Source organism: Leucobacter sp. GX0328 (assembly GCF_053567315.1).
Window position 1 is genome coordinate 929,526 of sequence record NZ_JBSGPC010000001.1, and the last position, 12,680, is coordinate 942,205.

The 12,680-nt window shown below is 67.7% G+C and carries 11 protein-coding genes; 3 read left to right on the top strand and 8 right to left on the bottom strand.

From position 1 onward, the window contains the following. Nucleotides 1–95 precede the first annotated feature (95 nt). From ACUYTF_RS04215 to ACUYTF_RS04245, 7 genes are all read right to left on the bottom strand, one after another. On the bottom strand, nt 96–1,769 hold the full coding sequence (locus tag ACUYTF_RS04215) for an amidohydrolase family protein (protein WP_434142960.1): 1,674 nt from the start codon (nt 1,767–1,769) through the stop codon (nt 96–98). A 70-nt stretch (nt 1,770–1,839) separates the two neighbouring features. Next, nucleotides 1,840–3,144: a M20 family metallo-hydrolase gene (locus ACUYTF_RS04220; protein WP_449279351.1), complete on the bottom strand. Its 1,305-nt coding sequence runs from the start codon at nt 3,142–3,144 to the stop codon at nt 1,840–1,842. A 20-nt stretch (nt 3,145–3,164) separates the two neighbouring features. After that, nucleotides 3,165–4,820: a thiamine pyrophosphate-binding protein gene (locus ACUYTF_RS04225; RefSeq protein ID WP_434142958.1), complete on the bottom strand. Its 1,656-nt coding sequence runs from the start codon at nt 4,818–4,820 to the stop codon at nt 3,165–3,167. 24 nt (nt 4,821–4,844) lie between these two features. Beyond that, entirely contained in the window at nt 4,845–5,843 is a 999-nt protein-coding gene (locus tag ACUYTF_RS04230; RefSeq protein WP_434142957.1) for an arginine deiminase-related protein, read from the bottom strand. A gap of 146 nt (nt 5,844–5,989) precedes the next feature. Further along, nucleotides 5,990–6,694: an ATP-binding cassette domain-containing protein gene (locus ACUYTF_RS04235; RefSeq protein ID WP_434142956.1), complete on the bottom strand. Its 705-nt coding sequence runs from the start codon at nt 6,692–6,694 to the stop codon at nt 5,990–5,992. 58 nt (nt 6,695–6,752) lie between these two features. Further along, the gene (locus ACUYTF_RS04240) at nt 6,753–7,496 is read right to left on the bottom strand and encodes an ABC transporter permease subunit (RefSeq protein WP_434142955.1); all 744 of its coding nucleotides are present in this window, start codon (nt 7,494–7,496) and stop codon (nt 6,753–6,755) included. An 11-nt stretch (nt 7,497–7,507) separates the two neighbouring features. After that, a complete protein-coding gene (locus ACUYTF_RS04245; protein WP_434142954.1) occupies nt 7,508–8,344 on the bottom strand; it encodes an ABC transporter substrate-binding protein in 837 nt (278 codons plus the stop codon). A 99-nt stretch (nt 8,345–8,443) separates the two neighbouring features. Between ACUYTF_RS04245 and ACUYTF_RS04250 the strand changes: the two genes are divergently transcribed. The 3 genes from ACUYTF_RS04250 to ACUYTF_RS04260 all read left to right on the top strand — a co-directional run bounded on the left by ACUYTF_RS04250 (nt 8,444) and on the right by ACUYTF_RS04260 (nt 11,253). Beyond that, nucleotides 8,444–9,775: an aminotransferase class I/II-fold pyridoxal phosphate-dependent enzyme gene (locus tag ACUYTF_RS04250; RefSeq protein ID WP_434142952.1), complete on the top strand. Its 1,332-nt coding sequence runs from the start codon at nt 8,444–8,446 to the stop codon at nt 9,773–9,775. A 266-nt stretch (nt 9,776–10,041) separates the two neighbouring features. Continuing rightward, nucleotides 10,042–10,191: a hypothetical protein gene (locus ACUYTF_RS04255; protein ID WP_434142950.1), complete on the top strand. Its 150-nt coding sequence runs from the start codon at nt 10,042–10,044 to the stop codon at nt 10,189–10,191. 750 nt (nt 10,192–10,941) lie between these two features. Continuing rightward, on the top strand, nt 10,942–11,253 hold the full coding sequence (locus ACUYTF_RS04260) for a cupin domain-containing protein (RefSeq protein ID WP_434142948.1): 312 nt from the start codon (nt 10,942–10,944) through the stop codon (nt 11,251–11,253). A gap of 419 nt (nt 11,254–11,672) precedes the next feature. Here ACUYTF_RS04260 and ACUYTF_RS04265 read toward each other — a convergent pair whose 3' ends face one another. Further along, nucleotides 11,673–12,596, bottom strand: coding sequence for an NAD(P)-binding domain-containing protein (locus ACUYTF_RS04265; protein WP_434142947.1), 924 nt, complete (start codon nt 12,594–12,596; stop codon nt 11,673–11,675). Nucleotides 12,597–12,680 lie beyond the last annotated feature (84 nt).

Sequence of the window (12,680 nt, forward strand, 5' to 3'; positions counted from 1 at the left end):
AGCGGACCGAGATGCATGTCGCGGATGAAGCGGTGTTCGGCCGAGAGAGACAGGGCAGGCAAGGAGCGGTATCGGTGAGGGGCCGCTCCTGACGATCAGAACGCCTCGTGGACAACCTCACCATCGACCACGGTGCACCTGATCCCTACTTCGCTCAGCGTTTCGGGGTCCGTCTCGCGGAGATCCGCGCCGAGCACGACGATGTCGGCAACGTAACCGGGGAGAAGCGCTCCGCACCACGATTCGCGGAAGAGTGCCCGGGCCGAGTTCCAGGTGTAGGCGCGAATCCCGTCGAGGATCGAGATCCGTTCCGAAGCCCCCATGTCCGCGCCCGAGAGGCTGCGGCGGAGGACGGCCGTCTGAATGTTCCGCAGCGGTGCGTGCGATGAGACGGGGGCGTCCGAGCTCAGCGCCACCGGCACGTCGGCGGCAAGCATGCTCGCGAGCGGGGTGATCCGGGTCGCGCGCTCCTCCCCCAGGTTCGCGCGGAAGCTGTCGCCGAACTCGTACAGGAAATTCGGCTGGCACACCGGGACGGCTCCGAGCTCGCGGATGCGCTCGATCTGATCGGGCGTCGGCGAGCCGCAGTGCTCCAGGCGGTGCCGATGATCGGCTCGAGGCCGGCTGTCGAGCGCCTGCGCGATCGAGTCGAGGCACATGCCGATGGCGGTATCGCCCTGCGCGTGGATCCCGAGCTGCAGACCGAAGCGGTGCGCGTCTCCGACGAGCTCCGAGAGCCGGTCGGCCGACCAGTAGGGGTATCCGTGCGAGCACGGGTCGTTCGCGTACGGTTCGCTCATCAGCGCCGTCGAGCCGGTCAGCGCGCCGTCGCTGTAGATCTTCAGGGGTCCGATGGCGAGGCGCTCGTCCCCGAGCGGCCCCGACATGCCGAGGCCCTCGATGCCCTTCCAGTGGTTCGAGAGATACATGCAGACGACGCGCACCAGCATCCGCCCCTCGTCCCGGGCCGAGAGATAGACCGGCATGTCGCGCGAGGTGGTCTGGGCGTCCACGACCGTCGTCACCCCCGCCGCGGCGAAGGCCGAAAGGCCGAGCTCGAGATCGTCGACGAGGTCGTCGAGCGGGGCGGGGAAGGTGTTGTGGTTGGGGCCGTGCCCCTCGACGTCGATCGCGCTGCGCAGCACCTGCTCCATCGCCGAGTCGAGCAGCATGCCCGTCACCCGCCCCCACTCGTCGCGCACGAACCGCCCGGACTCGGGATCCGCGACGTCGTCCTCGATCCCCGCCTCGCGCAGGGCGGCGGTGTTCACCAGCGCGAAATGGCCCGAGGAGTGCACGAGTCCGACCGGGTTGCGCTCGCTGACGGGATCGATGTCCCAGCGCGTCGGCATGCGCCCCTCGGGATACTTCCCGTAGTCGAAGCCGCGGCCCCGCAGCCAGCGACCGGGTTCCGCGCCCTCCGTCAAGCGCGCGACCGCCTCGACGAGCTCGGCGATCGACGAGACCTTGGGGTAGCGGACGTCGCGCTCCTCCCGGATCGAGAAGCCGAAGGAGAGCGGATGGGCGTGCGCATCGATGAATCCGGGGATCACCGTTCCTCCGCGGGCCTCGACGACCCGCACCCCCGGATCGATCCGGCGCTCGATCTCGGCGCGCGGCCCGATGGCGACGATCCGGCCGTCCTCCGCGTAGATCCCACCGTCCTCGAGCACCCCGTCGGGCAGCAGGTGATTCCCGCCGACGATAGCGAGCCTCCGCCGGGCCGCGAGGCGGGTGCCGGGGTTCCGTGTCGGGTGCAGGTGTTCCATGGGTGCTCCTCCTCCGTTCTTCGCTTCGATCGATGAGCGGGCCCCACAGGCCGCTCGCTCGCCGCGTGCTTCAGCCGGCGAGCGCGCCGTCCGCGAGGCTGCGGACGACCGCGGTGAGATGGCGCAGGCCGGCGAGCAGATCCTCGTCTCGGGTGTACTCGTCGAGGTTGTGGGAGACGCCGTTCACGGAAGGCACGAACAGCATCACCGTGGGCACGAGATCCTTCATGTTCGTGGAGTCGTGCCCCGCGACGGTCATCACCCGGCCGTGCGCGAGGCCGAGATCGTCGGCGACGCGCTGCGCGAGCGCGACTCCGGCCTCGGGGTAGGGGTTCTGATCCCACGCGTGCTCCGCGGTGATCTCGATGCCCACCCGGTCCTCCGCCCGCACCCGGTCCACCACGGCCATAAGCTTCTCGCGCGCCAGTTCGATCACCTCGCGGCTCGGGGAGCGCAGGTCCAGCAGCAGCTCCACCTCGCTGGCGACCACGACCGGGGAGTTCGGATACACGTTCAGCTCCCCGCAGGCGGTGTGCAGCGCCCCGGTCTCGAACTCGTCCGCCAGCTCCCGCGCGGCGACCACCAGCCGGGCCGCTCCGAGCAGCGCATCCCGCCGATCCGCCATGAGCGCGGAGCCGCTGTGCGCCTGCTCGCCGGTCACCCGGAACCCGAACTTGTGCGCCGCCCACGTCGCGTGCACCAGGCCGATGGTGACGCCGTCCTCCTCCATGCTGCGCCCCTGCTGCACGTGGATCTCGGCGTACGACGCCGCCTCCCGCCCCGTCCCGGGCCCGAAGGCGTCCTCCTCCCCCAGCTCGCCGAGCCCCGCCAGCGCCTCCCGCACGGAGACCCCCCGGGGATCCGTCGTCGCCAGCGCGACCTCGAGCTGCAGCTTCCCCGTGAACACGGAGCTGCCCATCATGGACGGCTTGAACCGCGACCCCTCCTCGTTGAACCAGTTCGCCACCGCCAGGTTCAAACGCGGCGCCCGGCCCGTGGCCCGCAGCTCCTCCGCAACGCGGAAGCACGCGTGGGCCGCCGCCAGCACCCCGTAGGCGCCGTCGAAGCGCCCCGCCGTCGGCTGCGAGTCCAGGTGCGAGCCCGCGATGACGTACGGGGCGCCGGGCGAGAGTTCCAGCAGGCCAAACTGGTTGCCGATCCGGTCGCGGACCACCGTAAATCCGCGCGCCTCCAGCAGCGCGGCGAACCAGCTCCGCTGCTCGCCGTCCGCGACGGACGCGGCCTGACGCTCCACCCCGTTCGTCCCCGCGACGGCGCCGAACCCCGAGAGCGCCGACCAGTCGGCCAGGAAGGCCTCGTCGGCCGCGCCCGTCTCCCCAATCGCGATGCCGCGCGATCCTCTCGACTCCACCATGATGTCCTTTCCTTTCCGTCCTACGCGGCGGGTGCCGCATAGGGCGCGCGCCAGACGGGCGCCTCGAATACCTCGTCGCCGATCCTGATCAGCGTCGGGCCCTCCGCTTCGAGCGCGGCCGCCACGGCCCGCTCCAACTCCTCCGGGGTGCGCGCCTCGCCGAAGCCGCAGCGCAGCCCCGCGGCGAGCGCGGCGTAATCCGGAGGGGTGAGCGCGACGGCGAAGGGATCGACCCCGGCGTCGCGCATGTTCTGCTCGATCTCGGCATAGCCGCCGTTGTCGAAGACGACCACCGGGATCGGGAGGCGCTGCTCCGCGGCCGTGATCAGCTCCTGCACGCTGAACATCAGCGCTCCGTCGCCGAGGAGGGCGACCACGTTCGCCTCCGGCCGGGCGATCCTCGCCCCGATCGCAGCCGGCAGGCCGTAGCCGAGGGTCGCGTAGCCGTCGGTCGTGAGGAAGCCCCGCGGTTCGTCGAGCATCGCGGCCCGCACCGTGCCCTGCCAGGAGATCTGCGAACTGTCCCCGGTCAGCACCGCGGGCTTTTCCTCTCCCGCACCCTCCTCCCGGGCAGCGCGCATGACCGCAGCGTGCAGCGCGCCCCAGCGCTCGACCGCTTCGGCGCGCACGTCCGCGGCGTCGCCCAGCACCTCACGTACCCAGGCATCGCCGTCCCCGGGATGCGGCGCACGCCGCACCGCTCCGAGCAGGGCGTCCGCGGCGAGCCCAGCGTCGCCTAGCACCGGCAAATCCGCGCGGCGGTGCTTGTGCAGCTGGCCCGGGTCGATATCGAAACGCGCGACGCGCGCGCCGGGACGGGTCCCGGCGTTCTTGAGCTCGGTGCCGAACGCCAGGATCAGATCAGCACGGCCGATCGGCGGGAAGGCCGCGGAACCCCCGGCCAGTGCCCCGGCCGAGAGCGGATGCCGCTCCGATACCGCGCCCTTGCCCTGCACCGTAGTGACGATGGGGATTCCGGTCGCGTCGACGAGTGCCGTGAGCACCGCGCCGTGGGCCACCGCGCCGCCCCCAACCACGATCAGAGGGCGCTTCGCCTCCCGCATCGCCGCGACCACACCCGCGATCGCCGCGGGATCGGGACTCAGCGGCGGGGCCGTCCACGCCGCCCCGGGGGGCCCCGCGGAGGGCTCCTCGATGAGGTCCGTGGGGATCTCGATGTGCACGGGCCGTGGGCGGCCCGTGCGAAACCCGAGGAACGCCCGATGGATCGCCTCCTCGAGGGCTTCCTGAGACTCGGCGCGCACACTCTCCGCAGCGAAGCGGTCGACCCCAGCGCGCTGGTCCTTCGCTTCATGCAGGAAACCGAGGTTCCGGCGCTCCTGCCCCCGGGGGGCGCCCGGTGACAGGACGAGCAGGGGTACCCCATCCGCGTAGGCGTTGGCGATCCCGGTGATGCAGTTGGTGACCCCAGGGCCGCTCGTCGCGATGACGACACCGGGACGCCCCGAGGCCCGCGCGTATCCGTCCGCCGCATAGCTCGCCCCCTGCTCGTGCCGCGTCAGCACGTGGCGGATCCCCGACGCCCTGAGGCCACGGTAGATCTCGATGTTGTGCGTGCCGGGGATGCCGAACACGGTGTCGACCCCGTTTGCCGCCAGGCATCCCGCGGCGAACGAGCCGATCGTCTCCCGAGCCGCCGTTAGCAGATTCGTCATAGTACACCCTCCGGTCCGCGCCGCCTACCAGTCGCGGACGATCTCCGTCGTCGAGCAGTGGATATTGCCGCCGTTGTTGATGATCTCGTCATAATCGATCAGCACGACCTCGAAGCCGCGCTTGCGGAGCATCGCCGCCGTGTTCGGGTAGATCGACGCCATGATGAGCCGCCCGGGGCGCACCATGAGCGAGTTGCAGGAATTCTGCTCGTCAGGGTGAGGATGCACGATCTCGTACCCGAGCTCCTCGAGCCGGGCTAAGTACTCATAGGGCAGCCGGTGCGGGTTCGCCATCACCGTGCGCTCGTCGAGAACCATGAACTGACCGTCAGTGTGGATCGTGTATCCCGGCAGGGGCACCGTGATCAGCTCGACGTCGAGCGGTTGCAGCAGGCTCTCGAGCTGGCGTGCGCCCTCCACGTTGCAACGGATCGAAGTGCCGTACACGGCGAGGTTGCGGTTGAGCATATGGAAGGATCCGCCCTCGGCGAGACCGGCGCCAGTGATCGTGCCGAGGATCGGCATTCCCAGCGCCGCGAGAGACTGGGTCATACTGGCCTCCTCGCCGCGGCGCATGCGTGGGGCGAGGCGGGTGATAATGGCCCCGCCCGGAACAGTCAGCACGGGGTCGCGGGTGTAGACCGACTTGGTGAAGGTACGGGGTAGATCGGGAGCGAACACGACTTCGACGCCCTCGGCCTCGAGCGCGCTGACCAGCTGCGCGTGCTGATCGAGCACCTTCGCTATGTCCGGCGGCGTGGCTCGCTTGTAATACCAGTTCCGGTCGGGGTCGACGAGCGCCTGGGCCTCCTCGCTCCAGGCATCGGCACGAATGTCCGCCATCCCTGCGTTCGGGCGTCGCACGATCACGGAGCGCAACGTGCTCGTCTCGTCGCCGCGTCCCCATCGCCGCCCCCAGTTCCGCTCGAGTTCGCCGGGGTCGCTGAACCTCGGCTCCGGCTCGGGCCCGAGCAGTTTGTGGAAGTAATTCTCAGCGGGACCGTAGAAGTCGCCGTTGCTCATAATGTTCCTTTCTTCGGTGTTCTTGATGTTGCGGGGTCCAAGGTTCCGGATCGCCGCATCTGGATCGACCGCTCCGGGTTTCCGAGCAAGCCCGACGAACCCCGGGTGCTTCGCAATGGGAATCCAGTCCAAGCGGGCGGTCTCGGCTATAGCACGTGCTCCAGGAAAGCAGTGGTACGCTCGGAGGCCTCACTGGAGAAGAAGCGCTCCGGCGGCGAATCCTCGACGATGCGCCCGTTCTCGAAGAGGATCACTCGCGACGCCACATTCCGAGCGAAGCCGACCTCGTGCGTGACGACGACCATTGTCATCCCCTCCTCCGCGAGGGACTCCATCACTTTCAGCACGTCCCGGACGAGCTCGGGGTCCAGCGCCGAGGTCGGTTCGTCGAAGAGCATCACCTTCGGGCGCAGCACGAGCGCCCGCGCAATGGCGACACGCTGCTGCTGGCCGCCGGAGAGCTCGCTCGGATACTTCTCCCCGTAGCCGTCGAGCCCGACCCGGCCCAGCATCTCCCGGGCGGTCTCCCGATTGGCCAAGGTGCTGCCGCGCTTATGCACGCCGAGCGCCAGCATGATGTTGCGCTCGACGGTCATGTGCGGGAACAGGTTGAAGTTCTGGAAGACCATGCCTACTGTCGTACGGTCCCCCGCGAGCTGGCGCTCCGAGGCAGGCAAGAGTGACCCACGCCGCTCGCGCTGCCCCACGAGTTCGCCCTCGAAGAGGATCCGTCCACCGTCGACGGGTTCGAGCAGCGCGAGGCTACGCAGGAACGTGGACTTGCCGGAGCCAGAGGGACCGAGGATCGCGGTAACCTCGCCCTTCGTCGTGGTGAACGATACTTCATCCACCGCTGGCTTCCCGTGATAGATCTTGCTGATAGCCTCAGCGTGGAGGAGAGCGTGGGACTCAGACAACGGAGACCTCCCTGGTATTGAGCGAAGGAAAGGCGCTGCGCGAGCGCCGCCGGCCCGTCGAGCTCCTCCAAGCGAACTTGCGCTCGGCCCAGCTCTGACCGAGCATGAAGAGCGAGACGAGCACGAGATAATAGACGGCGGCCGCGGAGTAGTACTCGGCGTAGCTGAAGGTGCGCGAGACGTCCTGCGCCGCCGTGTAGAGCAGTTCCTGGAGGGAAATGACCGAGGCAAGGCTCGTCATCTTCACCATGTTGATGAACTGATTACCGGTCGGCGGGATCGCCACGCGGATCATCTGAGGGATCTGCACGTGCCAGATCACGCTCCACGGCCGTAGGCCGAGCGCCCTCGCCGCCTGCACCTGCCCGGACGGGATCGCGGCGAGTGCCGAGCGCAGGATCTCGGCCATCAGCGCGGCCTCGAGCAGAGTGAGCCCGAAGAACGCCGCGATGTAGGGGTTGAACCAGGACTGCTTCAACGCTGGGATGAGCTGCGGCAACGCGTTCCAGATGAGGATCAAGATAAGGAGCGCGGGGACCGCCCGGAACACCCAGACGTACCCGGCGGCCAGCCAGCGCAGCCAGTTCCGCCGACTATCTCGGCCGAGCGCCAGAAAGAACCCAAGGACAATCGCGGCGGCCTGCACAAGCAGGGCGAGTGTGATCGCCGTGACAGCCCCGTGTAGATAGGTCGGCGAAAAGAGTGCGTCGAGAAATATCTGAGGATCGAACTTCACTGCATCTCCTTTCAGGGGGCGACGATCCGGTCGGGTAGCAGCCCGTACTTCTCGGCAAGCTGGGCGAACGTTCCGTCGTCAGTGAGCTTCTGGGCGACCTCAGTGATCTTCGCGGTGAACTCGCTGTCCTTCGTCAGGAACATCCCGAAGTCGGTCTCGGCGGGGAACACCTCCGTGGCGACCTCGAACTCGTCGCCGAGGGTCTCCGCTGCCTGGTTCGCCGCGACGTCGGTCTCCATGGTCGCGTCGACCCGCCCGTTCTGCAGTGCCGCGATGGTCTCCGGCAGTTCGGGATAGACGGACAGCTCGATGCCCGGCTTGCCGTCCGCCTCGAACTGGGCACTGAGCTCCTGCAAGATCTTCTCGTTGGCCGAAGCGCCCTGGACGGCGATCTTGACGCCGGAGAGATCCTCGGGACTCTCCAGCCCGAGCGGGTTCCCCTTTGGGACAATGAGGGCAGGACCCGTCTGGAGATACGGAATCGCGTCCGCGTTCGAACTGCGCTCCTCGTTGATGTAGAGCCCCGACCTCAGCACATCGCAGCGGCCGGACATCAATGCGGGCAGCAGGCCGTCGAACGCGGAGACATTGTACTTGACCGTCAAGCCCAGCTCATCCGCTATGGCGGTAATGGAGTCCGGATCGAACCCGGTGAAGGTCTCGCCGTCCTTCCAGTAGAGCGGCTCGTAAGCGTTCTTCGAAATGCAGACGGTCAGTGAGCCCGACTCGATGACCGGGAGCGAGGAATTGCTGCCCCCGGCACTGTCTGCGCTTCCGCTACTGCAGGCGGTGAAGGAGAGCGCCGCCACGGCCGCGGCGCCGAACAGTGTGATTGCTGACTTTCGCATAGTACGTCCTCGTCTTCGTCGAATAGGAAGTACTCGCCAGACTATGGGAATTATGATGTGGATAATACACTTTAAGTTATGAATGATAATTCAAGCGCGATGCAGGTGCTGCAGGACAACCTCCTCCGCTACGACGCCGACGCACTCGTGGACGCGGTGCTGCTGACCGCGCGGAACGGTCAGCTGCCAGAGGGCACCCGCCTACCGACCATCACCCAGACCGCGCAGGCGCTCGGACTGTCGACCTCAACAGTGAGCCGCGCCTGGGCCAACCTGGTACAAATGGGCGTCATCGAGACCCGGCGACGCGGCGGCACGTTCGTGGCTCGGCCAGTCGAGGCCACTTCCTACCGTTTCAAAGGTTACGACCGCGAGCAGTTCCGGTACTTCCTCTCGCCGGGCTACCCTGATACGACCCTTCAGGTCGACCTCGCGAAAATGCTCCTACGGGTCGCGGAGCAGGCGACCTTCCCGGGCTACCCGGGGAATCGTACGATCACCGAGCCCCTGCACGAGGCGCTCCTCGCGCGTGTCGGGTACCTGCCCGAGGCAATGCTGCTCGACACTGAGATCATCGGTGCGCTGCCCCGAATCCTGCAGGCGGTCAGCCACCGGGGGGCAGCGATCGGGGTCGGCAACCCGGAGTTCCCGCTCTACAACGTGATCCTGCGTCAGGCAGGGATGGCGCCCGCGCCGATCGGTTTCTCTGAGGGCGGCTACGATCTCGCCGCCCTCGACAGAGCGCTCGCCGGTGGGGTCCGTGTGGTCCTGCTCCAGACTCGCGTGCACAATCCCACCGGCCGGCTCGTGCCGACCGAGAACCTGGAGGGCATCGCCGCATCGCTGCGCCGACACGACGCAACCGCAATCGAGATCGACCACCACGGCGCGCTCGCACCGGAGGCCGACGTCAGGCTCGCGCGCCTAGCCCCTGAACGCACTGTGCTGCTCAGCTCGTTCTCCAAAGACATCCACCCCGACGTCCGGGTGAGCGCCATCACAGGCCCACGTCCCATCATCGAACGCATGTCATTCTGGCGCGCGGGCGGCCAGTGGGTGAGCTCGGTGAACCGGGCGCTGCTCGAGGCCTGCCTCACCGACCCCGAGGTGGAAGGGGTGATAGCTCGCGCGCGCGCGGAGTACGATCGTCGCCGGAAGGTCTTCCGCGACGCCCTACAGCGTCGAGGCATCGAGAGCCGCTCGAACGCCGGGCTCAGCTTCTGGGTACCGGTCGCCTCGGAGCAAGAGACGTTGCTGCGCCTCGCCTCACAGGGCATCTCAGTCGCGGAGGGGGCTGCGTTCGCGACTGGCCCGAGGGCACGGCCACACGTCCACCTGTCCCTCGGCTGCGTGGGCGAGGAAGCCAAGCTCCTAAGCGAGCTTGTGGCTGACGCCGCAGCGGCGGTACCGGGGACTCCCCGCTTCTTCTGAGCGTGGCGCGGACCCCAGCGGCTGCGCCGCATAGGTAGGGCCGACGCCCACTGCGGCCTTTGGAGCGAGGACGCAGGAGGGACACACCCAGTGACTAAAATCTCGGGCCTTTTCGTCTCCCCGTGGCCGGGCTGATCCCGCCTCGGTTCGGGCGAAGACTGTATGCTCTCCCACCTCCTAAGAGCAGCTGACGAGCTGGCCGGGCGCCGACGCTGCTAACGCGTCGATCGCGGACTGAGCAGGAGGACCAGTGATACCTGTTGCCGATGCTCAACATCATCGCAGGTGTTGTCGGGGCACTCCTCGTCGGAGGGCCACTGATTGGTGTTCTGCCGATACCCGGGTACTGCGCGATGAAAGAACCGGTCCAGTTCACCACCGGAATCGGGCTGCTCGTCAAGCGCGTCGCGCTCTGAACCTGGGGTTGGTCGGCAGGCACAGGCGCAGGGCCAGGCCACCGCGACTCATTCCGGAGGTGCAGATCGTCCTGTGCCAACTCCACCCGTCCAGGTTTCACGTCCACGATGGTGACGGCGGCCACGAGGCCTGTGGGGAGATATCCCGATGAGCAGGCAGCGCGGGTCTTCACCACGTTCCAGATATGGCGGGGACGGCTGCACCGGTGTAGCCCACCCGAGGGGTGCACTGGAAGCCCGTACGGCGCGAACGTGTTCGTTTCAGAGGAGACATGCGGGCCGGACGTCACGGGCTGCTACCTCGTTCGCCGTCCGAAGCCGTCGGCCGACCGCTGGGCAATGCTGATCACCAGCGCAGGCCCGCAAACCTCTTGTGCCTGCTGCGCTTCGCCGATATCCGGAAATGGACCGACCATGGATGGAGCCTGGGAGGAGCAATGTCAACTCGCAGAATCGTCTGCGCCGGCGTCCGTGGTTTCTTCCTGCGCTGCGGGCGACGCTCTGGGCTCTAGTCCGAGGTCGCTCCGTTCGCCACTGCGTTCTTCCTGACGACTTACCCATTCGATGACGGTGCCTGGGCCCTGGGGTTCGCCCTCCATGAGCGTCTAAACTCGGAACACACCGGTCAGTGTGACACCTCAGAGTGCAGTCCGAGAGCTCGAAGCCGCCGATCCTCACCGGATAGGCTGGATGGAGTGCGCAACGCGGCGCCGGAATCTATCCGGCCGAGCGCACCCGGCGAGGAGGATCATGGGCACGGGAGCGACGAACAGCAACTCCGGGGCTGTTGGGGAGGTACAGCTAGAGAACGAGCACTTCCGCGTCACGCGGTGGACCATCGCGCCTGGCGGACACATTCCAATGCACCGCCACGACTTCGAATACGTCGTCGTGCCGATGGTTACCGGCACCATGCACGTCTCGAATGCCGACGGCACCGAGGTCGTGGCCGAGCTCGTCAAGGGGACCAGCTATACCCGTTCCTCGGGCTCGGAGCACCGCATCGAGAATCGAGACGAGCACGATGACGTCGTCTTCGTCGAAGTGGAGCGGCTGTCGTGATTACGCGATCCTGCGCCAACGTCTGTCCCGTCACGGCCGGTGACCGCGAGGCGTAGGCCGCGCTCTACCGCGGATACCGCGGCTTCGGCCGCAAGCCGCACGAGAGATCGAGGGCGCCTCGATCGTGCGGTGGATCACCGCCGACAGCAACGCGACCGCACGCAGCCTCTACGACCGCTTCGCCCGGCAGACGCCCTGGGTCACGTACGATCTCGCGCCCGCGGAGTGAACCGGCTCGGAGAAACTCGGCTCCGGGCCCCGAAGGCGTCGATGCGGCGGACCGGACAGTCCGCGGAGATCGTTCACCGCTATAGCGCTATCGATCTCCGCCTCTTGCCCAGCACGCGATGAGACTGGCCAGACTGCTGCTGTCAGGGTATACGCACCCGGAGCACTCGAGCCCAGCCGCCCCGTCGCCTCTACGCGTCGAGCCCCGGGTCGTATCCGGCCACCGTTCCATCGGGCGACGAGTACTTCACCACGAGCGTGCAGTCCTTCTCGCCGAGCCCCTCTTCGATCAGACGGTCGAGCTGGCGCATCGCGGCCTCCGCGCCCGGAAGAGCGACGCCGGTGCTCTCACCCGCGGCGAGCGCGAGGCCGATATCCTTGCGGGCGAGGTTCGCGCTGAACGCCGCGTCGAAGTTGTGATTCGCCGCCGCGCGCTCGATGACCCCGGGAACCGGATACCACACCTGCTGCGGCCAGGAACGGCCCGAGGAGGCGGAGGCGATGTCCCAGAAGGTCTTCGCGTCGAGACCGAGACGCTCGGCGAGCTGAGAGCCCTCGGCGCACGCCTGCAGCGCGATGAACAGCATCATGTTGTTGACGATCTTGGCGGCGATACCGGCGGTCGGACCGCCCGCGACGAAGACGTTGCCCGCCATCGGTTCGATGATCTCGCGCACCCGGAGCACCTGCTCGGAGTCGCCGCCGAGCATGAACGCCAGAGTTCCGTCGGCCGCACCTGCCGTGCCGCCGGAGACCGGAGCATCGACGAATGCGAACCCTCTCGCCCGGGACTCGTCGTGGCACCACTGGGATGTCTCGATATCGACGGTGGAGGAGTCGAAGAGCACCGCATCCTTCGGGGCATGGGCCCAGATGCCGGCCTCGCCGTCGTAGACGCTGCGCACGTGCTCGCCCTTCGGCAGCATGGTGATCACGGCTTCGGCCCCAACCACGGCCTCCGCGACCGACCCGGCCGCTTCGACACCGACCGCGACGGCCTGCGCGAGCGCGGCATCGTTGAGGTCGAAGCCGACGACCCGGTGGCCGGCCCTGATGAGGTGCTGACTCATACGGGAACCCATATTGCCGAGCCCCACCCACGCGATCGTTGCCATTTGTCCTCCTCGACAGCTTCTGCAATGCATTCAGCATGCCGACCGCGCAACCGTTAATCAATACACGGATACGGTCGAATCTTG